At 46.5% G+C, this 26,503-nt stretch carries 24 protein-coding genes; 7 read left to right on the top strand and 17 right to left on the bottom strand.

What is annotated here, in order from left to right:
- Positions 1-26: 26 nt before the first annotated feature.
- Together NST20_RS06685 and NST20_RS06680 are read right to left on the bottom strand one after the other, a co-directional pair.
- Positions 27-1,457 carry a HAMP domain-containing histidine kinase gene (locus tag NST20_RS06685; RefSeq protein WP_342400297.1) on the bottom strand — a complete coding sequence of 477 codons (1,431 nt, stop codon included), beginning with the start codon at positions 1,455-1,457 and terminating at the stop codon, positions 27-29.
- Positions 1,454-2,137, bottom strand: coding sequence for a response regulator transcription factor (locus NST20_RS06680; protein ID WP_026104841.1), 684 nt, complete (start codon positions 2,135-2,137; stop codon positions 1,454-1,456). The genes NST20_RS06685 and NST20_RS06680 overlap by 4 nt, the downstream gene beginning before the upstream one ends.
- A gap of 259 nt (positions 2,138-2,396) precedes the next feature.
- On the opposite strand from NST20_RS06680, the gene NST20_RS06675 reads away from it, so the two are divergent.
- From NST20_RS06675 to NST20_RS06660, 4 genes are all read left to right on the top strand, one after another.
- Positions 2,397-3,659, top strand: a complete 1,263-nt coding sequence (locus NST20_RS06675; RefSeq protein ID WP_342400296.1) for an MFS transporter — start codon at positions 2,397-2,399, stop codon at positions 3,657-3,659.
- A 90-nt stretch (positions 3,660-3,749) separates the two neighbouring features.
- Positions 3,750-5,819, top strand: coding sequence for a thioredoxin domain-containing protein (locus tag NST20_RS06670; protein ID WP_342400295.1), 2,070 nt, complete (start codon positions 3,750-3,752; stop codon positions 5,817-5,819).
- A gap of 274 nt (positions 5,820-6,093) precedes the next feature.
- On the top strand, positions 6,094-6,447 hold the full coding sequence (locus NST20_RS06665; RefSeq protein WP_017550795.1) for a VOC family protein: 354 nt from the start codon (positions 6,094-6,096) through the stop codon (positions 6,445-6,447).
- Between the two features lie 187 nt (positions 6,448-6,634).
- Complete coding sequence (locus NST20_RS06660) at positions 6,635-7,204, top strand: PadR family transcriptional regulator (RefSeq protein ID WP_014098440.1); 570 nt, start codon at positions 6,635-6,637, stop codon at positions 7,202-7,204.
- Between the two features lie 127 nt (positions 7,205-7,331).
- On the opposite strand, the gene NST20_RS06655 is transcribed toward NST20_RS06660, so the two are convergent.
- The 3 genes from NST20_RS06655 to NST20_RS06645 all read right to left on the bottom strand — a co-directional run bounded on the left by NST20_RS06655 (position 7,332) and on the right by NST20_RS06645 (position 11,103).
- Positions 7,332-9,317 (bottom strand): LTA synthase family protein, encoded by a 1,986-nt coding sequence (locus tag NST20_RS06655; protein ID WP_342400294.1) that lies wholly within the window; start codon positions 9,315-9,317, stop codon positions 7,332-7,334.
- Positions 9,318-9,530: 213 nt separating this feature from the next.
- The gene (locus tag NST20_RS06650; RefSeq protein ID WP_342400293.1) at positions 9,531-10,178 is read right to left on the bottom strand and encodes a phosphatase PAP2 family protein; all 648 of its coding nucleotides are present in this window, start codon (positions 10,176-10,178) and stop codon (positions 9,531-9,533) included.
- Positions 10,179-10,269: 91 nt separating this feature from the next.
- Entirely contained in the window at positions 10,270-11,103 is an 834-nt protein-coding gene (locus NST20_RS06645) for a Ku protein (RefSeq protein ID WP_035188554.1), read from the bottom strand.
- Between the two features lie 90 nt (positions 11,104-11,193).
- Here NST20_RS06645 and NST20_RS06640 point away from each other — a divergent pair, with 90 nt between their 5' ends.
- On the top strand, positions 11,194-13,035 hold the full coding sequence (locus NST20_RS06640) for a DNA ligase D (protein WP_342400292.1): 1,842 nt from the start codon (positions 11,194-11,196) through the stop codon (positions 13,033-13,035).
- A 59-nt stretch (positions 13,036-13,094) separates the two neighbouring features.
- Here NST20_RS06640 and dapF read toward each other — a convergent pair whose 3' ends face one another.
- Both dapF and NST20_RS06630 read right to left on the bottom strand, forming a co-directional pair.
- Positions 13,095-14,090 (bottom strand): diaminopimelate epimerase, encoded by a 996-nt coding sequence (dapF, locus tag NST20_RS06635; RefSeq protein WP_328005090.1) that lies wholly within the window; start codon positions 14,088-14,090, stop codon positions 13,095-13,097.
- A gap of 63 nt (positions 14,091-14,153) precedes the next feature.
- Positions 14,154-14,888 carry a hypothetical protein gene (locus NST20_RS06630; protein WP_342400291.1) on the bottom strand — a complete coding sequence of 245 codons (735 nt, stop codon included), beginning with the start codon at positions 14,886-14,888 and terminating at the stop codon, positions 14,154-14,156.
- A gap of 183 nt (positions 14,889-15,071) precedes the next feature.
- Here NST20_RS06630 and NST20_RS06625 point away from each other — a divergent pair, with 183 nt between their 5' ends.
- Entirely contained in the window at positions 15,072-16,436 is a 1,365-nt protein-coding gene (locus NST20_RS06625; protein WP_342400290.1) for an MATE family efflux transporter, read from the top strand.
- A gap of 132 nt (positions 16,437-16,568) precedes the next feature.
- Here the strand turns inward: NST20_RS06625 and NST20_RS06620 are convergent, their stop codons facing one another.
- The 9 genes from NST20_RS06620 to NST20_RS06580 all read right to left on the bottom strand — a co-directional run bounded on the left by NST20_RS06620 (position 16,569) and on the right by NST20_RS06580 (position 24,235).
- Positions 16,569-17,306 carry a CAP domain-containing protein gene (locus tag NST20_RS06620; protein ID WP_342400289.1) on the bottom strand — a complete coding sequence of 246 codons (738 nt, stop codon included), beginning with the start codon at positions 17,304-17,306 and terminating at the stop codon, positions 16,569-16,571.
- Between the two features lie 379 nt (positions 17,307-17,685).
- Positions 17,686-18,123: a MarR family transcriptional regulator gene (locus NST20_RS06615; RefSeq protein WP_342400288.1), complete on the bottom strand. Its 438-nt coding sequence runs from the start codon at positions 18,121-18,123 to the stop codon at positions 17,686-17,688.
- Between the two features lie 109 nt (positions 18,124-18,232).
- Positions 18,233-19,726, bottom strand: coding sequence for a S41 family peptidase (locus NST20_RS06610; protein WP_207368794.1), 1,494 nt, complete (start codon positions 19,724-19,726; stop codon positions 18,233-18,235).
- A 70-nt stretch (positions 19,727-19,796) separates the two neighbouring features.
- Positions 19,797-20,591, bottom strand: coding sequence for a M15 family metallopeptidase (locus NST20_RS06605; RefSeq protein WP_342400413.1), 795 nt, complete (start codon positions 20,589-20,591; stop codon positions 19,797-19,799).
- Positions 20,592-20,971: 380 nt separating this feature from the next.
- Entirely contained in the window at positions 20,972-21,151 is a 180-nt protein-coding gene (locus tag NST20_RS06600) for a YozD family protein (RefSeq protein WP_013859210.1), read from the bottom strand.
- A gap of 101 nt (positions 21,152-21,252) precedes the next feature.
- Complete coding sequence (locus tag NST20_RS06595; protein WP_342400287.1) at positions 21,253-21,672, bottom strand: hypothetical protein; 420 nt, start codon at positions 21,670-21,672, stop codon at positions 21,253-21,255.
- 214 nt (positions 21,673-21,886) lie between these two features.
- Complete coding sequence (locus tag NST20_RS06590) at positions 21,887-23,350, bottom strand: transposase (protein ID WP_342399685.1); 1,464 nt, start codon at positions 23,348-23,350, stop codon at positions 21,887-21,889.
- 304 nt (positions 23,351-23,654) lie between these two features.
- Positions 23,655-23,930, bottom strand: a complete 276-nt coding sequence (locus NST20_RS06585) for a hypothetical protein (protein WP_342400286.1) — start codon at positions 23,928-23,930, stop codon at positions 23,655-23,657.
- A gap of 86 nt (positions 23,931-24,016) precedes the next feature.
- A complete protein-coding gene (locus NST20_RS06580; protein WP_017554653.1) occupies positions 24,017-24,235 on the bottom strand; it encodes a YozE family protein in 219 nt (72 codons plus the stop codon).
- 179 nt (positions 24,236-24,414) lie between these two features.
- On the opposite strand from NST20_RS06580, the gene NST20_RS06575 reads away from it, so the two are divergent.
- Positions 24,415-26,211: a methyl-accepting chemotaxis protein gene (locus NST20_RS06575; RefSeq protein ID WP_342400285.1), complete on the top strand. Its 1,797-nt coding sequence runs from the start codon at positions 24,415-24,417 to the stop codon at positions 26,209-26,211.
- Between the two features lie 46 nt (positions 26,212-26,257).
- Here the strand turns inward: NST20_RS06575 and NST20_RS06570 are convergent, their stop codons facing one another.
- The gene (locus NST20_RS06570) at positions 26,258-26,440 is read right to left on the bottom strand and encodes a YjcZ family sporulation protein (protein WP_013859207.1); all 183 of its coding nucleotides are present in this window, start codon (positions 26,438-26,440) and stop codon (positions 26,258-26,260) included.
- Positions 26,441-26,503 lie beyond the last annotated feature (63 nt).

Raw genomic sequence — 26,503 nt, 5'->3', positions numbered from 1 at the left:
CTTTTCTTTAAAAGAAAAAGAACGTTTCATTTTTTCGAAACGCCCTCTTTTCCGCCTGTTTTTTGTTTTGCGGCAAGGGGGAATGTAAACCGGATTTCGGTCCCTTTGCCAACCTCGCTTGCTGCTTCTATCGTGCCGGAATATCCTTCTGTCAGTTGTTTGGCAATAGCAAGCCCGAGCCCGTTCCCGCCTTTTGCGCGGCTTCTTGCTTTATCCACCCGGTAAAAGCGGTGGAAAATTTGCGGCAAATCTTCTTTCGGGATCCCGATCCCGTAATCTTTTACCGTTAACACGGCCCTCCCCTTTTCCTGCTTGAGACGGATATCGACTTTGTAAATGCGGTCGGAATATTTTATCGCATTATCAAATACAATGATCAGCACCTGCTCAAGATGGTTCTCGCTCATCAGGATTTCATAGGCCTGTTTGGGATCATATTGAAAATTGAAATCGAATTGCTGGTGGATCATTTTAAAATTGCGGATCACCCTTTCTGTGACCGCCAAAAGATCTGCTTTTTCCTCATTGGCCAATATTTTGGCTTCTTCCACCCGGGAAAGATCGAGCAGTTCCTCCACCAGTTTTTTCATTCTGCTTAATTCCTGAAGCGAGGCCTGGAGCGACTCTTCAAGAATCGCAGGGTCATTTTTTCCCCAGCGGTTTAACAAATTTAAGTGCCCTTCCATTACTTGCACGGGGGTCCTTAATTCATGGGAAGCATCCTCGACAAACCGTTTCTGCTGCCGGAACGACTGTTCAATCTGGTCCATCATATCGTTAAAAATATTGGTCAGTTCCCCCATTTCGTCTTTGGAGGCGCTTGGCTCCATCCGTTCCTGGAATCCTTTTTTGCGGATGCTTTGCATGGTGGAAGAGAGTTTTTTCAACGGTTTGAGGAAATTTTTTGCCATCATAAACCCGAGAAAAGCACTCAAAAGCAAGCCCACACATCCGGCGACCATCATGACAAACAGAACATTCCGCATTAAATTTTCATACCGGTATAAAGGATAGATCACTTCAATATAGCCGTTGAACGACTGGGAGCGGAACGGGCTCCTTCCGACTAAAATTTGATGATTGCCCGCGCGGATCAGGCTGACCCGTTTTTCGTTCACCGGCATAAACGGCACTTTTGCATCGGTAGAATGAATGCTTTTTACGACAAGCATTTCCCTTCCTTCCGCATTGATGATCCGGATCGACTGGTCTTTTTCCAGCACCTGCTGAAAAAGCGTCCGGTTCGATAAAATGTCATCGATGTTTTCCCCCTTGTTGTTCAAATCATCCAGCGCCTCGGATACCGAAGTCGCTTCTTCATGCAATAGCCATCTACTGATTAGTGTATACTGGAAAAATCCGAAAATCAGAAACGTTAAAAAGATCGCTACACTTGCGCCAACGGACCATTTCACTTTCAAGGAACTTTTTTGCAGCCAGTGTTTTACCGCCCTCATTCGCGCATCACATATCCTGTTCCCCGCACTGTCTGGATATAGCTGTCTTCGCCTTCTGTATCAATTTTATTGCGCAAGTACCGGATGTACACATCGACGACATTCGTTTCGACCTCGGTTTCATATCCCCATACTTTGTTCAGGAGCGCTTCACGGGTCATGACAATATTTTTATTTTCCAAAAGCGTAAGCAGCAAATCGTATTCCCGCTTTGTCAATTCAATGGTTTTCCCTGCCTTTTTAACAAGCCGGCTTTCTTTTTCCAGCACAAGGTCACGAAACTTGTACGTTGTTAGCGCTGCTTTTTTGGGCTCGGCGTACTCCATCCTTCTGAAAATGGCTCTCAGCCTTGCGAGCAATTCTTCAATCGCAAATGGTTTGACAATATAATCATCCGCCCCATGGTCAAGCCCGGATACACGGTCCATAATGCTGTCCCGAGCGGTAATCATGATGACCGGTGTTTCTTTTTCCTGGCGCAGGCGGCGGCATACTTCAAGGCCGTTCAGTTTCGGCAGCATTAAATCAAGGAGAATCACATCCCACTCCTCCTCCAAAGCCGACTGCAGCCCTTCCCGCCCGTCATACGCCACTTTCACTTCGTATCCTTCATGCCTTAACTCCAGCTCAATAAAACGGGCCAGATTTTTTTCATCTTCCACCAATAATATCCGTTTCATGTTCATGATGATTCCCCCTCGAAGTTCTTTTGCCGGAACTCTTTCTTTTCCGCTGCCCTTATTATAGCCCCGGAAGGCGCATGATCAAGGAGAATCCGCTTTTACTTATATACTAACCGAATGAAAAGAAAAAGATATGAATAGTTTGTTAAAAAATGATGAGAAAGAAAACCCGTTTTTTCCATTCATAAATGTCTCCGGTTGGGCAGATAGTAAAGAAGAGTGTTGACATTGAAAAGAAGAAAGGAAAATACAGACAATGGATCATTTAACAACAAACACACCTTTATCCGATAAAAACAATGAAATCCATCAAAAAAGATGGGCGATTGTGGCATTATCGTCCATCCCCCTGATTATGACACTGGGGAATTCGATGCTGATCCCGGTCCTTCCCCTGATGGAGGACAAACTGGGCATCTCCAAAGTCCAATCCAGCTATATTATCACCTTTTATTCAATTGTCGCCATTTTCCTTATTCCGGTTGCCGGATTTTTATCGGACAGATACGGCCGAAAAATGGTCATTATCCCGTCACTTGTGATTACGGCTGCCGGAGGGGCGATTTCGGCATATGCTGCCTGGCAACTCGATCACCCGTATTCCCTTATTTTGGTCGGCCGGACTTTGCAGGGCGTCGGGACGGCCGGCGCGGCACCGATCGTATTGCCGCTTGTCGGCGATATGTTCCGCCGCAACCGGGATGTGAGCACCACCCTCGGCATTATTGAAACGGCCAATACATTTGGAAAAGTATTGAGCCCGATTCTCGGATCCTTTCTGGCAGGGGTGATCTGGTTTTTGCCTTTTGCGGCCATCCCTGTCTTTTGCCTGATCTCTATCCTGTCTGTTTTGTTTCTTGTCAAAAGGCCGGCACAAGAAAAACAAGGTCCGGGAATCAAAGCATTTATATCGAATACGAAAAAGGTGTTCCGCCAGCACTGGCGCTGGCTGGCGTCCGTATTTGCGATCGGGGCCATCGTGATGTTTATTTTGTTTGCGGTGCTGTTTTATTTGTCGTCCAATCTGGAAGACCAGTACGGCTACCACGGCGTGAAGAAAGGGTTTATTTTGGCCGTCCCGCTTGCGGCGCTGTGCCTTTCTTCCTTTATAACAGGGAAAATCATTAAAGAAAACATGGTACTGATGAAATGGATTATTTTCTCCAGTGCGCTTATTACCGGAGCCTCCGTGCTCGTGATCTCCTTTTCGGACCGTTTTTTCTATTTAATGGGGACCTTTCTCATTTGTGGAATCGGAATCGGTGCCTCTCTTACGCCGTTGGATGCGCTGATTAACCAGTCGATTGAAAAAGAAGTCCGCGGGACGATCAGCGCCATTTACAGTTCGATGCGCTATATCGGCGTGGCGGCAGGCCCGTTATTTATGGCCAATTTTATGAAAGGGCGAGTTGAGATCAGCATGGTGATCATGGCCGGTTTCTGCCTGGTGGCGGCAGGGCTTACATTTGCGGCGGTGAAACCGGACAAATCACGTGCTAAAGCCTCTTCCTCTGCTTAATTGCGGAGTCGTGCGATTTCAAGCATTTGTAGCGCCTTTTTGTTTCAGGTAAACTGATGATAAAGGAATTGAAAGAAAGAAGGGAATGTCTTGGGTGAAAACAGACCATTTAATCGGTTAATTCATGAAAAATCGCCTTATTTGCTGCAGCACGCCCGTAATCCGGTTGACTGGTATCCGTGGGGCGAAGACGCTTTTGCGAAAGCGAAGCGGGAAAACAAGCCGGTTTTTGTTTCCATCGGCTATTCGACCTGCCACTGGTGCCATGTGATGGAGCGGGAGTCTTTTGAAAATGAAGAGGTGGCGCGGATCCTGAATGAGAAATTTGTGGCGATTAAGGTGGACAGGGAAGAGCGGCCGGATATTGATGCCATTTATATGCTTGTTTGCCAAATGATGACTGGGCAGGGCGGCTGGCCGTTGAGCGTATTTTTGACGCCGGAGAAGGTCCCTTTTTATGCCGGAACCTATTTTCCGCGGGAAAGCCGGTATGGGATGCCCGGTTTTAAAGAAGTGTTGCATTATTTATCCCAACAATACACCGAAAATCCGGACCGGATCAAGGATGTAGGCGCACAAGTCAAACAGGCGCTCAAGGCAAGCCGGAAAAAAGGGGGGCAAACGGCTTTAACGAAAGAAACGGCCGGGCGCGCTTTCCAAACTTACAAGCAGGCTTTTGATCCCCGCTATGGCGGTTTTGGCAGGGCGCCGAAATTTCCAATGCCGCATTCACTTGTATTTTTACTCATGTATGCCAAATTTTATGAAAACCGGGATGCGCTTGCGATGGCAACCAAAACATTGGACGGGCTGGCGCGCGGGGGAATTTATGACCATATTGGTTACGGTTTTTCCCGCTATTCCGTTGATGAAAAATTTTTGGTGCCGCACTTTGAAAAGATGCTTTATGACAATGCGCTGCTTGCACTGGCCTATACCGATGCTTTCCGGATGACGAAAAATGCCCGGTACAAAAAAATAACGGAAGAAATCATCAAGTATGTGCTGCGTGATATGGCTCATCCGGATGGCGGGTTCTATTCCGCGGAAGATGCCGACTCGGAAGGTGAGGAAGGAAAGTTTTATGTGTGGACGCCTGCAGAAGTAAAAGATGTGCTGGGGGAACAGTTGGGCACGCTCTTTTGCCAGGCATACGGCATTACCGAGCAGGGAAATTTCGAAGGAAAAAACATCCCGAATCAGATTACAACGCCTTTAGAATCAATCGCAAAAAAAGGAGGGATTTCTCCCGCGGCGCTCGCAGAAAAATTAGAAACGGCACGGCAAAGCTTGTTCCAACACCGGGAAAAGCGGGTGCGCCCGTTCCGCGATGATAAAATTTTAACATCATGGAACGGCTTAATGATTGCAGCGCTCGCAAAAGCAGGGCGTGTTTTTCATCAACCATCCTATGTGCAGGCTGCAGAAAAAGCGGTTTCTTTTATCAGGGACAACTTGATTCAAAATGACCGTGTAATGGTGAGATACCGCGATGGCGAAGTAAAAAACAAAGGTTTTATAGACGAATATGCCTTTCTCCTGTGGGGATATATGGAACTGTATGAGTCCACTTTTGCCCCTTTTTATTTGGCGGAAGCAAAAAGACTGGCCGGCAATATGATTGATTTATTTTGGGACGAACATGGAGGAGGCTTTTTCTTTAGCGGAAACGACGATGAGCCATTGCTCGTCAGGCAAAAGGCGTCTTATGACGGGGCACTGCCTTCCGGGAACAGTGTTGCAGCCTGCCAGTTGTTAAGGCTTTCGAAACTGACTGGGGATTTTACGTTGGAAGAAAAAGTCCAGCAATTGTTTCAGGCCTTCAGCAAGGATATCGATGATGAACCCACTGCCCACGCCATGATGCTGCAGGCTGTGATGTACGCACAGCAGGCAACAAAAGAAGTCGTGATCGTGATGGATGATGAAACAAAAGAAGTTGTTGATTTCATTAACCATATACAGAAGAACTTCTACCCTGGCATTTCCGTCATGGTGGTAAAAAGGCGTGAACAGGCGAAACTCTCCAAAATCGCCCCTTTTATTGAAGATTATGCCATGATAAACGGACAACCAACCATTTATGTCTGTGAAAACTTCAGCTGCAATCAACCGACAAATGATTTTCAAACTGCCATGGATTTGCTCTTTAAAAAATGATTTATGCATGGAAGGTGGATGCCTTCCTTTTTTTATTACATACGGGGAGCAGAAAATGAACAGTTGCCCGGAACTATGATGATGCTGCTCCGTTTGCTTTGCTAGGATAATCCCTTTTTGAAATAAGCACCATTTTCTGATTGCCGTTAAATCTATCTTCTTGCATTTTCCATTCATCTTCTTTCTTCCAATTTTTTATATCAAAAAAACATGTTTACACATTATAAATTTTTTATATAATAAAAGCGACCAAACCTATGAAGGAGGCAATATCATGTTTACGAGTGCGAATGTAACAGTTACGGTAGCGGATTTAAAAAAAGCCGTTCAATTTTACACCGAAACCCTTGGATTGAAGCTGCAGGGCGAAATGGACGATCATTTTGTACAGATCGAAGCACCGGGATTGACGATTGGGCTCCTGCATCTTACCGGAGAGCGGAATGCCCAATCGGCAAAATCAGAAAGCATGTCGATTGGATTTGTGGTGCAGGATTTAGAGGCAGCCATCAAGACATTGAAATCCCATGGTGTTAAATTCCATGATTATGTTGAAGGGAAGGCAGCCCAGGTCGTACACTTCAATGACCCTGACGGCAATACCCTTTACTTAGTATCTGATCATTAAAAAAGAGGCGGCTTTCAAATGTCATCCATGCCAACTTGGCAGCCGCCAGACAGGTTAAGCGGAATCCCGGCGCTTCCCGCTGCACCATCTTCCCACAATTATATGGCGAGAGTCTGTTTGTTGGATATTCATGGTTCAGCATCCCTTGTTCCATAAAAAGGAAGTTAGACGGAAAGGAGACGTTCGCTTGAACGAATTGTTCATACTTGGCGAATTGATGAACAACCCGATGCACGGCTATTTGCTGCATCAAATTTTGAACGCAATTGTGGGCCCCACACGAAAAATCAGCTGGGGGGCGCTTTATCCACTCATTCACAGCATGCTTGCAGACGGTCTGATCGAGCAGGTCCCCGAAGAACAACCGGAGGGCGCTCGGCGGGGAAAAGGAAAAAAGAAAAAGATTTACAAACTTACAGATGAAGGTAGAATCCGGTTTTTCCGGCTGATGGAAGAACCGATTCCATACTCACCGGATTATGAACTGCATTTTTATATGAAGCTGAAAAATTTTGGTCTGGTCAGTGAGGAAGTGCAGTTTTTAATTTTGCATCAATATAAAGATTACTTGCGTTATGAAATCCGCCATGAGGAAGAACGGTTGGTTTATGCGGGAGGGGATAAACGGATTCCCAAGGAAGAACAGCAGTATATCCTGACCTTTTTCCGGCACCGGTTAGAAAAGCTCCGTTTTGACGAAAAGTGGGTATTACAATTAATCCATCAACATCGTGAGAATAGACAAGGGCTTGAATAAAGTGTGAAAACGGAAAGCTGGACATACTTGTGCAAACCCATAAAAAATCCGGAATGATGCATTCACAATATGCTTTTTGCACGGCACAACAAACAACCCCCGGTTGATTCACCGGGGGTTGTTTGTTTTATTTATTCTTTTTGGCTGAATCCGGAATGGAGGTTTCAGGCAACCCACTCATATCCGTCTGGTCAAAGGAATAATCGTACTTGTTCCGGTTCACCGGCGTAAAACCTTTTGGTGTGTAGAAACGGAGCAGGTCGTCGTACACCACTTTATCAGACAGATTCAGCATCTCTTTTGCAATCTTTTCATCATTTTTGCCAAGTTTTGGATTGACTTTTTCACCGGTCGCATTGTCGTAAAGCGTTCCGGATACTTGCGTGAACTTATTGGTGACAAAATCGCCGTTACGGAACGGAACGACTTGGCGGTGCTGGCTGGACAAAAGATCAGACCCGAACTGGATGTAGTCTTTTGTATCAACGCCAAGCAAATGCATCACCGTCGGCATTACATCGACTTCACCGCCGTACGTATGCTTGATCCCGCCTTTTACGCCCGGAACATGGATAAACAGCGGCACCCTTTGCAGCTGTGCGTTCAAATATGGCGTAATTTCAGGAACGCCGAGCACTTTCGCCATCGCCGCATTGTGATTTTCCGAAATGCCATAATGGTCGCCGTACATGACAATCACCGTATGGTCATAAAGCCCGGATTCCTTCAAATAGGTGAAGAACTGCTGTATCGCTTCATCCAGATAATGGGCGGTTTGAAAATAGTTATCCACGGTTTTATCGCCGAAATCGCCCTTTGGGAAGTCTGCATCCTCTTCATCCAAAGGAAACGGAAAGTGGTTTGAAAGCGTAATAAACTTCGCATAGAAAGGCTGCGGCAATTTGGTCAAATACTGCATCGACTCATTAAACCAAGGTTTGTCCTTCATCCCGTAGTTTAACGTATTTTTGTCGTTCATATCGTAATACTTGGCGTCAAAGAAACGGTCATAGCCGAACGATTTGTACATTTCGTCACGGTTCCAGAAAGTCTTATAGTTTCCGTGGAAAACAGCCGATGTATAGCCTTTCTGGTCAAGAATAGCAGGTGCTGCCTGGTACGTATTTTGTGCTTTCGTTGTAAATACAGACCCCGTCGGCAGCGGGAACAGCGAGTTTTCCATCATAAATTCGGCATCAGACGTTTTCCCCTGGCCTGTCTGGTGGAAAAAGTTATCGAAATAAAAGGTGTTTTTATCCTTTGTCAGCGAGTTTAAAAACGGTGTGACTTCTTTGCCGTCCAATTTGTAATTGATCAAAAAGTTCTGGAACGACTCGAGTGAAACGTAAATGACATTCATACCCTTTGCCGCGCCGAAATATTTGCTGTCCGGCTCGGTATAGTTCGCTTTCACATAGTTTTCCACATCGCTCACGTCACTGCTGTCAGCCATCGCCCGCTGCGCAGACGATTTTGTTGTCTGAACCGCATCATAAAGGGTGTAATTGTACATGCCGAGATATTTCACGATATAACTGCGGTCAAAAGTCCGCGTTAAAAGCTGCGGGCGGTCCGCTTCGGCAAGGCCGAGATTAAAAATGAAAAATGCAATCGCGGCAATCATCAGCCCGGCAAGCGAGCGGCGGTTGATTTTCCCTGCGTTGGCCCTGACGGTTTTCGTTGCAATCAAGGCAATGAGGATGATCGTATCAAAAAAGTAAAAAATATCATAAGGCTTCATTAATGCAGCTGCACTCCCGCCGAGGTCGCCGAAGTTTTTTGTCTGCGACAAAACCGGCAGCGTAATGAAGTCATTGAAGAAACGGTAATAGCATACATTCGCGTACAGCAAAACAGACAAAAGCACGTCAATCACGGTCATTGCAATGATCCGGCCGCGTCCCTTAAAGAAAAGCGCAAGCGCAAAGAAGAACAGTGCCGAACTGATGGGATTGATGGCAAGCAAAAATTTCTGCATGCCGTTTTGCAAATCCAGATTGAATTCCGCTTTATAGACAATATAAGTTTTTACCCAGAACAATAAAACCATGAGAAAGTACAGGGCGTATTTTTTATTTAGCAAACTTTTAATCTGGTTAAACGAGATCTTCATTCAGTATTCCCTCCCAATTGCCAAACTCTCCGGCAACAATTTCAGGACGCTTCATTTATTCATACCAACATATTGTAATACAATTTTTAAAAAAAGCAAGCGCTCATCAACGGCTTTTCCAGCCCCGGGGCAGCCCTTTCCGGCCAAGCGGGGCTGTCCGCGCCGGAATTCCGCATACCCACCGCCAAATATTTTTATTTCCACCATATTTTATTACAATTTCAATTTTCTTTCAAACAAGTTCAACGCAAGCGCAGATAAAATGACCCAAACAAGGCCGGCCGTATATCCTCCGGCAACGTCGCTCGGGTAGTGGACCCCTAAATAGATGCGGCTAATGCCGATGGCAAGCACCAATAAAAGGGCAAACAGCGTACCCGCGACCTTCACCCACCGGCGTTTCGCAATGCGGAACAGGATCAATACGAGGCAGCCGTATAAAATCATGGATCCCATCGAATGCCCGCTTGGGAAGCTGTAACCCGTTTCCTGGACGACACGCATAATATCGGGACGCTGGCGCTTGAATATGTATTTTAATATGGTGTTAAAAACCCCGGCTCCAAGCGCGACAGATACAGCGAGATAAAGGCTTAGTGTACGGTATTTTTTGATCCAGAGCACAAGGGAAAGAAAGAGGGTGACCGCCGCCGCCCCTTTTACAGATCCGAGAAAGGTAACAGCCAGCATCACGCTCGTTAGCCGGCCGGAAATATTCCCCTGGACAAATGAGATAATCGGAAGGTCAAAATGCCGGATCTCCGCCTGGTTGAAGTGACCGGCGATTTCAAAAAAAATCCAGGTGCAGAAGGAAAGCACCAGTAAAACGAACACCCATTGCACAATCGTCTGCCTTTTCATCATCAACCTCCAATATGAAATAATTTACCATATTGGAGGCTTTCCGGCAAATTTTCCGGCATTCCCCGTGCTATCCGGTACCGCCCGGTTTTTACGCTTCTTTTGCCTTTGTTTTGGCCGCTTTTTTTGGTTTTTTTGCCGGTTTTTTTGCCGGCTTTGCCCTGTCAATGGAAGCCTGGAGCGCCGCCATCAGGTCGGTCACATTGTTTTCCGGTTCTTTTACTTTTGCCGTGACGAGTTTTTTTCCGGTCCGTTTCGATTCAATTAAAGCCATCAGGTTTGACCGGTATGCATCCGTATATTTTTCAGGCTCAAACGATGTCGTTAACTGATCAATCAGCAAAATTGCCGTCTCAATTTCTTTTTTCGAGACTTCATCATCTTGCGGCACATTCGGAACGTCAGATGCTTTCCGGACTTCATCCGGGTAATGGATCGTTTCCATCAAAAGCGTGTTTTCATACACGCGGATAACGGCGAGCTGCTCCTTTGAACGCATAACAATCCGGGCAAGTCCGACTTTCTCTGATTCGGTCAGCGCTTTCCGCAACAAGCCGTAAGCTTTTACGCCCCCTTCATTCGGGGACATGTAATAACTCCGGTTAAAATAGACCGGGTCGATCTCCCGCATATCAAGAAAATCCATAATTTCCACTGCTTTTTCTTCTGTCTGTTTGCGCAGTTCTTCCAGTTCTTCCTCTTCCAGTACGACAAACTTTCCTTTCGCGATTTCGTATCCTTTTACGATTTCTTTTGCGTCCAATTCTTCCTCGCACACCGGACAAACCTTTTCATACCGGATCGGGGAATGGCATTTTTTATGAAGGGAACGCAATTTGATATCTTTATTTTCCGTTGCGGCATGCAGTTTAATCGGGATATTGACGAGTCCGAAACTGATCGTGCCTTTCCACATCGTATGCATGAATGAAACGCCTCGCTTTTTGAAGATAATATATGTACGAATCCACCCCGCTATGTACTTCAACTTTTGGAAAAAGAAAGGGTGCTCGAAATGAAACCGATGTTGCCGGTTTTAAAATGGTCTCTGCCAGATACAGGAAAGTGGGTATACGAAATTAAATATGACGGTTATCGCGCGATCCTCGACTGGACAGAAGACGGCATGCGGTTATGGAGCCGCAACGGAAAAGATTTGCTGCCCCGGTTTCCGGAAATCCGCACCTTTTTGCAAACGCTTGAAGGCCGTGTAAAAGGGCAGCTTCCGTTACGGCTTGACGGCGAACTTGTGCTGCTTGAAAATCCGTATAAAGCTGGCTTTAGGGAGCTGCAACGCCGCGGGCGGATGAAAGCTGAAGCAGCTGCAGAGCAGGCGAAAATGCGCCCCGCCCATTATCTCGTATTTGATTTGCTCATGCTTGGCGGAGAGGATATGGCCGGCAAACCGTATTTGCAGCGAAAAAAAGCATTGGAAAACTTATGTGAAACGCTCGCGCTGCCGCTCTCCCCCGCCCCGGGCGAAACGGCACGGGTTCAGCAAATCCCGTTCACCCGTGACGCATCCGTCTTAAAAGAGACGGTGAAAAATTTTAACAGTGAAGGCATTGTCGCAAAACAAACGGACAGCAAGTGGGAAGCGGGAAAACGAGTTGAAACATGGATAAAAGTGAAAAATTGGAAGACAGCCGCCTGCTTTATTACGGCTTATGACGAGAAAAACGGGTATTTCGATGTCGCAGTGTTTAAAGATGGCGGCATTTTTCCAATCGGCCAGTTTCTTTTCAGCATGAATCCGGACGAAAAACAAATCCTCACAGAAGCGGTCAGGAAAAATGCCGCAAACAATGAAAACGGCGTCTACACGATCGATCCTTCGATTTGCGTCGAGATATTTTATTTGGAATGGGACGGCGCCAATCTGCGGGAACCTCATTTCCACCGCTTCCGCTTTGATCTTTCACCGGATGCCTGTACGTTTGAAGATTTCAGGCTCCGTAACGCCGCCATTCCGGAAGAAGTGGAAGTGACGCATCCGGATAAACCGCTATGGAAAAAGCGCCATGTGACAAAGCTCGACTTTCTTGCCTATATGCGGGAAATTTCTCCTTTTATGCTGCCGTTTCTTTCGGACAGGCTTTTGACCGTCATCCGTTACCCGCACGGCGTCTTCGGCGAGGCATTTTACCAGAAAAACTGCCCCGATTATGCGCCCGCTTTTGTGGATACGGCGATGCATGAAGACATCCGGTATATTGTCTGCAACGATTTAAAAACACTGATGTGGCTCGCAAACCAGCTGGCGGTGGAATACCATATCCCGTTTCAGACCGTAAACAGTCGTTTCGTCAGTGAGATTGTATTTGATTTTGACCCCCCTTCCCGGGATGCGTTTCAACTTGCAGTAGAAGCGGCTTTGCTATTAAAACAGGTGACGGATGCCCTTCATTTGGAGAGCTTTGTTAAAATTTCCGGCAATAAAGGGCTGCAAGTCTATATTCCATTGCCGGACGGGCAGTTTTCATGGGAAGATACAAGGCTGTTCACGGAATTTATGGCTGCTTATTTCGTTTCGAAATCGCCTGAACATTTTACAATCGAACGGATGAAGAAAAAGCGGGGCGGAAAATTGTATGTTGATTTCGTCCAGCATGCGGAAGGAAAAACGATCATTGCGCCTTATTCGATGCGGGGGCATGAGGATGCGCTTGTGGCGGCGCCGCTTTTCTGGAAAGAAGTAAACGCGTCGCTTTCCCCGGATCACTTTACCATTGAAACGGTCCTTTCGCGCGTGGACCGGTACGGCTGCCCGTTTGCGCGATTCTTTGCCTGCAAAAACGGCCAGCCTTTTGCCCCGGTACTTGCATTTTTAAAGCAGAACAAAGGGCGCCCCATATAGTTTTGGCGCAGCTTTCCAATGGCGGCAAATACGCCTCCCTTTTACAGGAGGCGCAAATTTTAAGCCAATGCTTTCTCTACCGTTTCTTTTGCATGGGTTTCGAGCTTTTGATACAGCTTCTGTTCGCCGAAATCCTTTTTTTCCGCGATCCGGAACTGTTCCGGGTGCCCAACGTCAAAAGAAACAGCGGTTTCGTATAAATAGGTGGCATTGCCGATCAGGTCAATCGTATATGCCGGTTCCCCTTTTTTATCAATTTTTTGGACAAAGCACCGCACTTTACCGCCGTTATTGAATACGTCGATCATCTCACCGAACGGGCGCAATCTTAACAGGCAGGCCACAAGGCTTGAAGCGGACATCGCTGTTCCGCACGCATTTGTAAAACCGACGCCGCGTTCAAACGTGCGGACGTATAAGCCATTTTCATCAATTGGTTTGGCAAAGCTGACATTCACGCCGTCCGGAAACAGGCAATTCGGCCCGTTCACATACTCAGACAGTGTTTTTTGCGTATCAGACCGGAACACTTCATTTCCGACAAAGGCGATCAGATGCGGATTCGGCACCGCAACCGCCGAAAACGACAAATCTTCCGACAAGGCCTTAACCGGTTCATTGATGAGCACTTCTTTATCAATATGCATCGGCAGTTTGTCCAAGTCAAAGGAGACAGGCGATATTTCGACCCGGAACGTCGGGATGCCGTCCAATATGGGCTCTGCTTTGCGGGCATATAGATTTGCTTTCATCGTTTCAATTAACAGATCGTCTTTCCCGCGTTTTTCGGATACGTACCGCGCAACACAACGCAGGCCGTTCCCGCACATAGACGCCTCGGAACCGTCTGCATTGAATACCCGCATTTTTGCGTCTGCCTGCTGGCTTTCCGACACAAAGAGCAGGCCGTCCGCCCCGAGCCCAGCATCGCGCCGGCAAAATGACAGGGCCATTTTTTTGCGGATATCGTCCGTTAACGGTGCGGAGATTTCCGCTTCATCGATCAGCAAAAAATCGTTTCCTGAGCCGTGGCATTTAATCAGTTTTACATGCATGATGGATTTCCTCTCTTTTTCTTTCTTTATTCTTACAAAAATTGTATCATCTCTTCTTTTTTTTTACACGAAATATTTATCATGCCTGTAAAAAAAGGCGAGCAGTGCGATGACGAGTACTTCGTCTTCTTCCGTCCCCCGTGTAAAAGCAAGTACCGGCGCATTAAGCGGAAACTTCTCCTGCCAGCTGACCGGCATCATGCCGCGCGACACCACTGCCAAAAGTTGTTCGTCCCGGTAAAATTCCAAATCATGGTTCCCATTTTTCCGGATCGCGCAAGTCCGGCTGCCGTTTTCAAATATCATTTCTTTTCCTTTTGCTTCTTTTAATGAAAAGGCCAGTTCATATGCCGGAAATCTGATGCTGATTTCCCAGTTTTGCCGTTTGCGGACCGTGGCGCAAAATGTGGCGCCCGCTCCCCGTTCAAGGCGGAAATACCGGATTTGCTGTCTGAAAGCTTTTTCCTCAAGCAGCCATCCCAAGCGGCCGCTTCCGTCATAAAGCTGCACCGAGAGTTTTGCACCGGGAGGAAACTGGATCAAGTACTGCCCGCTGTCCGCCCGCCTTTCTTCCTCCCCTTTGTCTCCGGATATGTTTTCTTCTATCTTTTGATAGTAGAAATAGCGCGCAGCAAAGTAGAGAATGAACAGCCAGACGGCCAAAACCAGCCAGATGAACATGCCGCCGCGCCCGATATACATCAGCGTGAGACAAAATGCGGAAAGGCCGCATGCAAGAATAACGGTTTGGCACAGGTACATGTGAGACAACGTCGAATAGGTTTTTTTCAGCTCCATACAGAATCTCCCGTTTTTGTCTGGTCACTCTATTATATGAGACTTTTTATAAATCATGATGGTTTTACGGGTTTGCAAATCTTTCGCAGGCATTTCCATTTTCATGGCAGGCTGTCCATGGCGGCCCGGAAAATGAATATGTTATAATTTTTTGGAGTCCGTGGAAAAGTTGGGGGAATGAACATGAAACAAACCTTTACCTTAAAAGAAAAAATCGCACAGCTTTGGCATTTATTTCTGCCGATTCTCATCACCCAGCTTGCGATGCTGCTCATGAATTTTTTCGATACAACGATGTCCGGCCATTTTTCCAAAGCCGATCTGGCCGGTGTTGCGATCGGCGCATCCCTCTGGTTCCCCGTTTCAACCGGGCTTGGAACGGTTTTACAGGTGGTTACCCCGATCATTTCCCATTTGATCGGCAGCAAAAACACGGATGAAATCCCCCGTACATTTATCCAGAGCCTTTACGTCGCCGTCTGTATGGCCGTACTGGTGCTGTTTGCAGGCGGGCTGGTGATTGGGCCGGTCCTTGGCCGGATGGATTTAGCGCCGCATGTGGAGAGGGTCGCGCATCGGTTTTTATTTGCCCTGTCTTTCGGGCTGATTCCGTTGTTCTGTTACCAGGTTTGCCGCTCGCTGATTGATGCAACCGGGCTGACAAAAATATCAATGTTGATCACACTGTTGGCGCTGCCCATCAATATTGGATTGAATGTTCTGTTCATCTTCGGGCATGCCGGATTTCCGCAGCTTGGCGGGGCAGGTGCCGGCGTTGCGAGTGCCATCACCTACTGGCTTATCTTGTTGATTGCAATCCTTGTGCTTATGCGTTTGCCACGTTTTGCTGAAATGCGGCTGTTCCGCACGTTTTACCCGGTTTCGTTCCGCAGCTGGAAAGCGCTGTTGGCGCTTGGGATCCCGATGGGGTTGTCGACTTTTTTTGAATCAAGCATTTTTTCGGTTGTGACATTGTTCATGAGCAAATTTGGCACTGACACAATCGCTTCCCATCAGGCCGCCATGAATTTTGAATCGCTTTTGTACATGCTTCCGCTCAGCATTTCGCTTGCAATGACGATTCTTGTCAGTTTTGAAGCAGGGGCCGGAAGATTTCAAGACGCCCGCCAGTACAGCACAATCGGGCTTATAACCGCTGTTGTGATCGCCACCTTGACCGGGCTGTTGCTCTACTTATTCCATGAACAAGTTGCAGCGTTTTACAGTGATGATCCGGCTGTCATCCGGTTAACCGGACATTTTTTGCTGTACGCCATCTTTTTCCAATGGTCAGATGCCGTTCAGGCGCCGGTGCAAGGTGCGCTTCGAGGGTATAAAGATGTCCGGATTACGACCATTATGACGTTTGTTTCATATTGGGTTATTGGGCTTCCGCTCGGATATTTGCTGGATGCCGTCACCGCCCTCGGCCCGTATGCCTACTGGATCGGGCTGATCACAGGCCTTGCTGCAGGGGCGGTGACACTTTTGTGGCGCTTGCATTCTATCCAGCAAAAAGCCGGCGATGGACTGAAAAAGACTGGATAATTGTTTGGCGCAAGCCGGGCATATCCGGCAGTTTTGACTATCGTGCAGAAAAGCGATCCTGTTCCGCAGGAAGCGTTTCAAAAAGTGCGGCACAAAAAAAACAGCCCCGTAAAAGAGGCTGCGCCAAGCGGTTTATTTTCCAATAAATTCTTGTGTCCAGTAATGGCCGTTTTCAACATAGCCCACGCCGATATGGGTGAAATTTTTATTTAAAATATTCGCCCTGTGGCCTTCGCTGTTCATCCATGCATTCATGACTTCCTGCGGTGTTTGCTGGCCCATTGCGATGTTTTCGCCGGCATATTGATAGGTGATCCCGAATTGTTTCATCATATCGAACGGGGAGCCGTAAGTCGGGCTTGTATGGTCAAAATATTTATGGGTTGCCATATCATTCGATTTGACGCGCGCCATTTTGCTCAAAGCCGTATCGATTTTCAACGCGCCAAGGCCGTTTTTCGCCCGTTCTTCGTTTACAAGGGTCACCACTTGTTTTTCATAGGCGTTTAACGTGTTGGCAGCCTGGGACTGCGTGCTGCCTGCCGGTTGCGTTGAAGTTTGTTTTGATGCCGATTGCTTTGGTGCTGCTGTTTGTTCCGGTGCCGATTGCTTTGGTGCTGCCGTTGTCTGGTCCGTTTTGCCCGCGTTGTTTGAAGCCGTTTGATGGGTTGCCGGTTTAAAAGAAAAACGGATGTTATGCTGCTTTAACCAGTTCTCCAATTCCTGCATGCTATGAAACTTGTATTCATGTTGAACAACCGTTTTCGGGCTGCAGTTTGTTTCGTTTGAGGCTGCCCCCGCCTTGCCGGAAACTGCCGGCGCTAGGATCAGTGCAAGTGCTGCTGCTGTTGTGAACATGGCCTTTTTCATCAATGATGTCCTCCCTCGTTTTCGTTGGTTTCTCTCTCGTACACAATAGCATCATAACATACGATTTTTGTAATATTTTTGGGAGAATATAGAACAAGCAGCAAAGAAGGGGCCTGCTTGCAAACTGAAAATGAAAAAACCAGCTGTATCAAAGGTTCCGGCACATTGTGCGGATTTCCTATCATTTCACACATTGGTACCGCCTTTTTAAATATCCAAAAAATGGAGGGAATTTGGGGTTGACAAGGCGGGAAACGGGCGGATATTGTTACATTTTTTTCTTGAATGTTGCATGCTGCCATATTTATTTAAAAAAAGCGCCCCGGGGCCGGGCTTACGGCTTCAGGGCGCTTTTTGTGCATATGGGCGCGTTTTCACATCAGTGCATTTGATTGAGGTGGTCTTCAAACTTCCGGAACAGCTTATACAATGTTTCCCGTTCTTCTTCCGTAAAAACGTTCAGCTGGTCTTTTAGAAACTGAGATTTGGTTTCTTTCAACTGACTGATTAACGATTTTCCTTTTTCCGTTAAAATTAAATCGACCACACGTCTGTCTTTATTGGATCTTCTCCGCTCAATCAGCCCTTTTTCCACGAGTGAATCGGTTACAGAAGTAATATGGCTGGCGGACACTTGCAGCATTTTTGACAAATCGGATGAACGCATCGGGGATTCCGATAAAAGTTTTAACACCATAAATTCGTTAAGGGTTACATGCTCTTTTAACAAGCTATGCAGTTCTTCTTTAATTTTACGGTATACTCTGCGGAAGATGAATTCCAGATCGACTGTATCTTTTGTCTCCAACACTCCCATTCCTTTCCTTTCTTATAGGGGACAGGCGAATCTCCTGACTTTATTATATCATTTTTCGTGCATCGGATTGCACAAAATAAGCCGGGAGCAGATCTCCCGGCTTATTTTGCTATTTTTCTTTTTGGACAACTTCTTCCGCTTTTTTGAGCTGCGTATCGTGCTGCGTAATAAGATTGCTGACTTCAGACATCAGTTTTGTTGCCGTATCGCCATTTATGATGCCTGTCGGCTGCATTTTTTCATGCATTTGGAAAGCTTCGACAGCCGTTTTTGTATTCCAGTCGAAATACCCGTCAACCCTGCCCGGATTGTAACCGAGTGCTTTCAGCATTTTTTCCGCCGTCTTCACATCTTCCGAGACCGAATACAGTTTCAATTTCGCATCTGTTCCGATCACCGGAAGTTTGGCATAATCCGGAAGCGGCACTTTCTCATCCGGCTCAATCCCTTTTTTATGGATCCAGCTGCCATTTGGCGTCAGCCATTTTTGGACGGTGAATTTTAAAATCGATCCGTCGCTGAATTTTTCAGCAGACTGCACGGTGCCTTTGCCGTACGATTTTTCGCCGACAAGCGGAATGCCTGCCGATTCGTTCAGTGCGGCCGCCAAAATTTCAGAAGCGCTCGCGCTGCCGCCGTCGATCATCACAACCGCCGGGACCGTAATTTTCGTGCCACTTTCTGCCACATATTTCTCCCGGGAGCCGTTCCGGTCTTCCGTCTGCAGGATCGTACGCCCTTCCGGCACAAACATATTCGCAATTTTAATAGCCTGGTCAAGCAGTCCGCCCGGGTCCTGACGCACATCGACAATCATCGACTTCATGCCCTGCTTTTTCATGTTCTCAACGGCCGCCTTGAATTCTTTATATGTGCCGTCTGAAAATGTCGTAATCTGGATATGGGCAACCCCGTTTTTCAACATCTTCGCATAAACTGTATTGACCGGGATCGTGTCGCGTGTCAAGGTCACTTTCGTTTCGTCTTTCGATCCGACATGCTGGATCGTGAGTGTCACCTTTGTCCCTTTTTTGCCCCTGATCAACATGACCGCTTCATTGGCGCTCATGCCATGGACGCTTTTGCCGTCAACCGCGAGTATTTTATCGTTCGGCTTCAGGCCGGCTTTTTCGGCCGGAGAACCTTTAATCGGCGAAACAATCACAATATATCCGTCTTTTTCTTCCACTTCCGCACCGATTCCTTCAAAAGAAGAAGAAATGGTGTTATTGAAGTCTGATGCTTCGGTTTTTGACATATAATCAGAATACGGGTCATTGAGCGATTCCACCATTCCGTTAATGGCCCCGTCGACAAGCGTCTTCTGTTTTACTTTTGTGTAATATTTTTTCTGGATGCTGTCATATGCTTTATACAGTTTGTCAAACTCCGGCCGGTTGACAGTCGTCACGTTGACGGCTTTTTGGTCGCCGAACGCAAAGGCAGCGGTCGTAATGCCGGCTGTTATGAAAATCACAAAAAACAAAAGCATGACAAATTTAAATTTTTTCATACGGATATAACCGGTTTGTTCTTCCTGCCCGGATTCCGTCTGTTTCTTCTCATCGTCCAAAGGCTTCACCACTTTCATGCCGTTTTCCAAAAGTCAAAGTTCCTGATTTCTAACTTCTTTATTCTACCAGCTTTTTCTTTTTAATAAAAGAGCCCGAAATTTATTCAGCCTTATGTACATGTTCGAAATACTCTTCAAGCGTCCAGCCGTGCTTGTAAATGGCAGCTGCCGCCTTTTTTCCGACATACCGGAAATGCCAGGGCTCGTACTCATATTTCGTAATGTTCTCTTTGTTTTTCGGATACCTTAAAATAAACCCGTATTCATGCGCGTGTTTTGCAAGCCAGATGCCTTCCTTCTGCTCCCCCATTTGCTGTGTGAGGAGAAAATGGGCGGTCTGGCTTGTGATGTCGACGGCAAGACCGGTCTGATGTTCGCTCGACCCCGGGATGGCAACCGCCTGTTCTGCATGTTCTTCCCCCGAACTTTTCACTTCTGCCGCATATACGGCTTTCTGGCGGTTGTACGACCGGTATGCGGAAGCGACATATAATTCAATGCCGTCCTTTTCGGCGGCGGCAAACATTTTTTCAAGCGCCGCGGCAGCTTCTTTCCGCATATAGCTTTTTTCGATTCTTTCGTCGCCAAATGAAAAGCGGACATTTGGCCGGACGAGGTCTTTCGGTTTGTAATCCCCGAGAATATAGGTTTTATTGACAAGTGCCAAAATATTGTCCGGATTCTGGATCACTTTTTTCCCGTTGACCGTTTTGATTTCGTTAAAATATTTTGCGCCAAGCATCAAACCGGAACCGGTTTTTTTTCCGGTATCCGTGTGGGCTGGTTTCGCCGGGGCGGTGCTTTTATGGGTGCCCGTTTCCGGCTCGTTTCCGTTTGTTACGCTGCAGCCGGCCAGCAAAATCGCGGCAAGGCCGGTATATACATATTTTCTCATGTTGTCACCTTTCTCTATCCTGAAAATTTGTGCTTTTGATCCTTCTTCATGTGCCGCGTTCACTGCGGCATGGGCTTCTGTTCCAAAATGGATGCTGCTTCCCCATTCTGCAGCCGGTACTGCAAAAGAAGCGGCATGGATGCCCCATCCGGATCTTTCTGCGGCGGGAAAACCGGGCACATTCCCGTTAAGCGCACAACCGTCCGCATCCCGCTCTTTTGCCAAAAAAAATCGCAGGTTTCTCCCCCTGCGATTTCTCTTTTTTTATTTTAAGGCAAATTCAAAGGGACATCAAGTGCCATTTCGTGCAGGACCGAAAAAAGACTGTCCCGGATACCGATGCTGCACCTTTCCCCATACGTCCTGCAAACAGGATCGCCTTACATGGAATCGTCTTCATATTCTTCGTCTATAATGCTTTTTGCAAGCAAGTATTCAAAAGTAATATCGGCAATTTCGTCCAGTTCTTCTTCACGGGGCGCAAATCCCCTTTTCACGAGCTCTTTAAAAAAGAATGCGGCGATTTCTTCTGTATCAATATAAACATCCATATTTTCCATTAAAAACGCCCCCTTTTTTCATCCCGCAGACACCCCACGTTTCGTTCTGTTTGTTGATATAAATATGACCCCGTACGGCCTGATATGCCAAACCCGGCAAACTAATCCGGGCCGCCGTGCGCCGCAAGAACCCGGATTTGCATTTTGACCGCCTCAAGCATGGCCCTGTACGCCTCATCGCCAAACAGATTTAACAGCAGCGCATAATCATTGTACATATCGAGCAGTCGGTCGATTTTTTCCTGCGTTTTCAAATCGGAAGTGACAAGCTGGTACAGGGGGCTGCTTTTCATCGGGTAAAAAAATTGATAACGGCTGACAAACGAATCGGCCTGCCCGGCATCGGCGATCAACAACAGTTCGTCTTCATCCGCTTCAAGCCATTCGCCCTTTGGAATGCTGACCATTTCATAGATGACATCTTCCCATGCATCTTCTGCATACCGCCAAATCTCCGTGCGGAAACCGGCAATTTTAAAAAGGACGCCGCCGTAGCCTTTTACTTTTAGAGCCTCTGCCAAAATAAAAATATACCCTTGAGCGAGGCTCTGGAAAATTAATTATCCCGATTTTTTTGCCTTTTCATCCAGATTTTCAATTCAATAGAAGTAAAACGGTCATTTTTCTTCAAAAAAAGGGCATACGTATCCCGCCTTCACAAAATGGTTTTTTTCACTACCCTTTGTGGAAAGAAAACGTTCATTTGAGTTATTCACATATCCACCTGTGAATAACTTAATTTGCTCTTTGCAGCCGATTGCGTGTCCATCCACAATTGGCCTTTCCTGTCTGATGGTACGCCATATTTGCCATGATGTGCATAGATATCATGCATCGATCTACATGAGCTTCAACTGCCTGTTTCCCACGCTTGTGAACACGACGGAGACTGTATCCGTCTTTTAAAATGCCAAAGATTCTTTCGATGATCGTCCTGGCACTATATAACACTTCAAATGTGCGACCATGTTGCGGCAACTCGACATCTACTTGAGGCGTTTGATCAAAGTCCATCCTAAATACTCTTCCTTGTGCTGCCCCATTACAACATTCCGCGTGATTCGCTAGCGGGCAGGTGAGACCTTCTTGCTTGGCATTTGGATGAAATACAGGACAAGTGTAAATATATTGCCCCTTTTCCCGATCAGATCCTCTAAGTTCCATTTTATGTCCACTGATACAGATGGGAGTGCCGTACCGGTTGATTTTTTCAATCCCCCGGGCGGTAGTTGGTTTATCTTTACGGTTCCGTGGATTGATCGGTGCCACCAATTTCGCCTGTAATACATCCTTTGTCACTTTTTGATTTTCCGGCGTTTGGTAGATTCCATCTGCCAGGATAAAGCTCAACTGCTCAGCCATCTCGGGGTGCTCTGTCTTAAACGTTTCCAATGTCGGTTCTAATGTTTTCCCATCGGGTGTATTTCCTTTAAATACTTCCCGCGTCAAAGGCAAACCGGATCTCACCCCGCATACCATTGATAATTTATGCGCAATATAGGAGACTGCATTACTTTTACGCATTACCCCTACATTGTCGTCCGTAAGGACTTTGGGGCAATCGCAATCACCCTCACAAGAACACGTCTTCCTTGTTTTATTCAAGGTTGCTTCTGCCTCTATATGCGATGTATCCACGGCGGCTGCTTCCTCATTCGTTTCAACCACGCCTTCCCCTTTATTATATTCAACAACCAATAGCCGGGCTTTTTCCCAAAGACCATTTGTTGTCATGATTTGATCAAAACGAGCAAAGGAACGGTAGCTCGGAATTTTCTCCGTAAATCCACACATGGTGGCAAATAGCGGGTTTGATTTCACTTGCAAATAGACACTCTCCACCATCACTTCAATATACTGTAAAGAGGCCAGTTCAAAAGCACGAAAAAAGGGCATGAAAGGATGCGGTTTTCTCCCAGTGGAAGGGAGATGAAATAATGAAGACGCAGACTTGTCTTCTTCCTCCGTTATTGAAAATAGTGCCGGTTGTATTTCATTAGAAGGATCATGTGCTCTTTCATTTTTTAGGTGCAAATATAAAAGGGTGTAGTATTCTCGTTCAATCGGCTTAAAAATCTCCCATGGGAAACACATGGCTGGAATGACAAATGGTATATCGGCATAGTCTTGCCAATTGTGGGGAATCAAATTTTGTTGTATTGAAAAGTCTCTGGTTTGTGTTAGAATAGAAATAGTCATGAAATCACTCCCTGGATATTTGATCGTACTTATATCTTAGCAAAGGAGTGGCTTTCATGGCTCTTTTTTTTCAAAAAAAATCATCCTTTTCCGTTTTACAATATTTACCACAGGAATGAGTAGCCTAATCTATTGAAACCCGCCCAAAACCGACAAAAGTGGAAAAATTTAGACACTTATAACAAATAAATTTACCCCATTAAAATCAAAAACTCACAATTTCTTTTTACATTTGTCATAATGTTCCTACAAACGTCTTTTTTCTTTAGTGGAATAAATCAACGACCTTTAATTGTCTGACTGCTTACAGTTTCAGGGGATATAGCATTTTGGCAAGGGCTCTTACAATATCCCCGATAAAAAATTTCAATTCTATATTGACTTCTTCTTTCTTGTACAGGATCCCATCATATTCTTCCAGGCGGGCGAGGCTTTGTTCGGCAAGGAGGCCTTCCCGGCCGTTGACCACATAGAAATACCCTCCTTCCAGCTGTCTGACAGCCGTAATTTTTCCCACCGTTCCGTATACTTTTACGACAACTGTATCTCCAATTTGAAACTTCGGCGCTTTTGCATCCATTTTTCATGCTCCTTGAAAACGAAACACGTTTTACTTCATTCTATGCATGCGGCCCGGAAAAAGCGAACAGCACAATTTGCGGCCGGTTATTTGCTTTCGCCTTTATAAATCTCCCATGCCCGGTCAAAAACCGACATTGACGGGATATAATGCCCGTTTAATTCGAGATAGGAACTGATTTCATGATAATTGGCTGAATGCTTCGGAAAGCTGTGATCATTGTATGCCCCGTTGGCAAAAACCGTCAACTCGTCACGGAGATGCGGATCCCTGTATCTCATTAAAAACTGGTAAAAAGATTTCATTGGTATCCCCCAAAATGATTTTTACTCCAATATAGCCGATCCGCTCCCCCGCGTAAAGTACGGAGGGCGGCATTACGGGAAGAGGGAATTTTTACAAAAAACTAGAAAAAGATAGAAAACATGTTTAAAATATAAATGATGATTTTGCGGTTCACAGGGTAAAAAGGAGGGGCTTTTGATTGAATAAAAAGAACATTTTTGCAAAAAGAAGACAAAAAAGCGAGAAACGGAAAAATTCCCGTCCGAACCGCCAGCTGCATCGACTTGCCCTTTATTATGTGCAGACGATCAGGGGGAAAATTGTGATTTCATTCGGGGTTTTAACCGCCTTGCTCATTGTATTAACCGTCACTTCATACATAAACATGCGCGAGCTGGAGAATGAAATCAATCATGTCGTCCAGCATGATCTCGCCGTACACGATCGTGTCCAAAGCCTGCTCAATCAGACCGGCGAAATCGAAACGGGCGCCCTGAACTACGCCATTTCCGGAAAGGAAGGTGCTTTGCGGCCGTATGACCAGGGGAAACAGGAAGCAAGCAGCACGTTAAGCCGCTTGCAAAAAATGCTGAAAGATAACCGGTTGCAGAGCAAAAAACTCGAAAAAATTTCAGAAGCCTATAATTTCTGGGTGGGCACGGTTGACCGGGTTGTCGAAGCAAGACAGTACGGATCGGAACAAGAAGCGGTTGCACAAGTGAAAGATTCCCAGGCATCCGGCTATATGAAAAATTTGAAAAGCAGCATCAATGATTTGCTCGCAAGCACCACACAAGCATCGGAAAGCCGGATCGGCGAATTGCATCGTTCCGTCCTGATTGCGCGGATCGCAACCGTCACCCTTTCCTTGCTTGCAATCGTTCTGGCCGTCATTCTCAGCATCAGCCTGACGAAAAACATCAAATCGAGCACGAGAAAAATCAGCCGGTCGATTTTGGGGATCGCAAATGCCGGCGGGGATTTGACAAGGCGGATTGAAGTGTCGTCCAATGACGAACTGGCAAAACTGGCAAAAGATACAAACCAGCTGATAGACGGCATTGCCCGGCTTGTAAAAGAAGTATCCGCAATGGCGGAAAGTGTCTCCGCCTCAAGCGAAGAACTGCTCGCTTCATCGGAAGAAACATCGAAAACGATCCACTCAATTGCGGAAACAGCCAATGAAATCGCGGCAGACAGCGAACAAACTTCTGCCAAGATGGATACATCCTTATCAAAAATGAAGTCGCTTGAAGAAGTGGTCGATACGCTTTTCCGGCAGGCGGAAACAGTAAAACAGGCTTCGCTCCATATGAAAGAATCCGCAGAAAAAGGCAGCCGGTCCATCATGGAAACGTCCGGCAAAATGAAGAGCATTGAAGCGATCATGACGAATACGAGCAAAACGGTAGAAGCGCTCGGCGAAAAATCGGATGATATTACGAAGATCATTATGACGATCACCGGGATTGCCAAACAAACCAATTTGCTTGCATTAAACGCGGCAATCGAGGCAGCCAGGGCCGGGGAGCACGGACGCGGCTTTGCCGTTGTTGCAGATGAGGTCAGAAAACTGGCCGAACAATCCCAGTCCGCCGCCCAGGAAGTCACAAATATTGTGCGTGCGATCCAAAAAGAAATCAGCACCATTATCGGCCAGAATCAGGAAGGCGTAGAGGCGGTTGCTTGCGGCGTGCAAATTTCCAATGAAACGATGCACTCGCTCGAAGTCATTCAAAAACAAACGAATGAAACGACAAATGTCATTATTGATATGGCCACCCAAATGGAAAAAACGCAGAAACTTGCTGTCGATGTCGCAGGTTCGTTCGATGCCGTCAGCAAAATTGCCATGAATACCGCGGCAAATACGGAAATGACCGCGGCAAGTACCGAAGAAGGGTCTGCATCGATGGAAGAAATCACAGCCGCAGCCTCGGAGTTGTCAAAACAAGCAGAAAACCTGCGCAAGCTGATCGGAAACTTTAAAATATAAATGACACACTAAAAAGCCCGGGCATGGCCCGGGCTTTTTCCGCTTTTTAATTAGGGCCGATCCAGCATGCGCCGATAATGATCAGCAAAATAAACAGCACAACAATTAAAGCAAAGCCGTTTCTGTGCCCTGCATAGCCCCAGCCGTAACCGGAACCGTATCCATAACCGTATCCGTAGCCGCAGCAGGAGTCATATGCAGGGTAAGCACCTTCATGGCCGTAATACATCCCATTCACTCCTCAAAAAAACTGTTTTTCTGTACAGTGCATCGTATGGGATACGGGCCCGTT

This window comes from Weizmannia sp. FSL W8-0676 (assembly GCF_038593015.1).
In the GTDB taxonomy this organism is placed as follows: Bacteria; Bacillota; Bacilli; order Bacillales; family Bacillaceae_C; genus Weizmannia; species Weizmannia coagulans.
Note: the sequence above shows the minus strand (reverse complement) of the source record. Positions and strands in the feature narration are given on the sequence as shown.

Coding starts and splice junctions, on each gene's coding strand:
- NST20_RS06675 (WP_342400296.1), top strand. CDS start 2,397: ATGGATCATTTAACAACAAACACACCTTTATCCGATAAAAACAATGAA.
- NST20_RS06580 (WP_017554653.1), bottom strand. CDS start 24,235: ATGAAATCTTTTTACCAGTTTTTAATGAGATACAGGGATCCGCATCTC.
- dapF (WP_328005090.1), bottom strand. CDS start 14,090: ATGCATGTAAAACTGATTAAATGCCACGGCTCAGGAAACGATTTTTTG.
- NST20_RS06590 (WP_342399685.1), bottom strand. CDS start 23,350: ATGACTATTTCTATTCTAACACAAACCAGAGACTTTTCAATACAACAA.
- NST20_RS06625 (WP_342400290.1), top strand. CDS start 15,072: ATGAAACAAACCTTTACCTTAAAAGAAAAAATCGCACAGCTTTGGCAT.
- NST20_RS06665 (WP_017550795.1), top strand. CDS start 6,094: ATGTTTACGAGTGCGAATGTAACAGTTACGGTAGCGGATTTAAAAAAA.
- NST20_RS06620 (WP_342400289.1), bottom strand. CDS start 17,306: ATGAAAAAGGCCATGTTCACAACAGCAGCAGCACTTGCACTGATCCTA.
- NST20_RS06600 (WP_013859210.1), bottom strand. CDS start 21,151: ATGGAAAATATGGATGTTTATATTGATACAGAAGAAATCGCCGCATTC.
- NST20_RS06585 (WP_342400286.1), bottom strand. CDS start 23,930: ATGGATGCAAAAGCGCCGAAGTTTCAAATTGGAGATACAGTTGTCGTA.
- NST20_RS06630 (WP_342400291.1), bottom strand. CDS start 14,888: ATGGAGCTGAAAAAAACCTATTCGACGTTGTCTCACATGTACCTGTGC.
- NST20_RS06645 (WP_035188554.1), bottom strand. CDS start 11,103: ATGCATACGATGTGGAAAGGCACGATCAGTTTCGGACTCGTCAATATC.
- NST20_RS06570 (WP_013859207.1), bottom strand. CDS start 26,440: ATGTATTACGGCCATGAAGGTGCTTACCCTGCATATGACTCCTGCTGC.
- NST20_RS06680 (WP_026104841.1), bottom strand. CDS start 2,137: ATGAAACGGATATTATTGGTGGAAGATGAAAAAAATCTGGCCCGTTTT.
- NST20_RS06640 (WP_342400292.1), top strand. CDS start 11,194: ATGAAACCGATGTTGCCGGTTTTAAAATGGTCTCTGCCAGATACAGGA.
- NST20_RS06685 (WP_342400297.1), bottom strand. CDS start 1,457: ATGAGGGCGGTAAAACACTGGCTGCAAAAAAGTTCCTTGAAAGTGAAA.
- NST20_RS06655 (WP_342400294.1), bottom strand. CDS start 9,317: ATGAAGATCTCGTTTAACCAGATTAAAAGTTTGCTAAATAAAAAATAC.
- NST20_RS06605 (WP_342400413.1), bottom strand. CDS start 20,591: ATGAGAAAATATGTATATACCGGCCTTGCCGCGATTTTGCTGGCCGGC.
- NST20_RS06615 (WP_342400288.1), bottom strand. CDS start 18,123: ATGGGAGTGTTGGAGACAAAAGATACAGTCGATCTGGAATTCATCTTC.
- NST20_RS06650 (WP_342400293.1), bottom strand. CDS start 10,178: ATGAAAAGGCAGACGATTGTGCAATGGGTGTTCGTTTTACTGGTGCTT.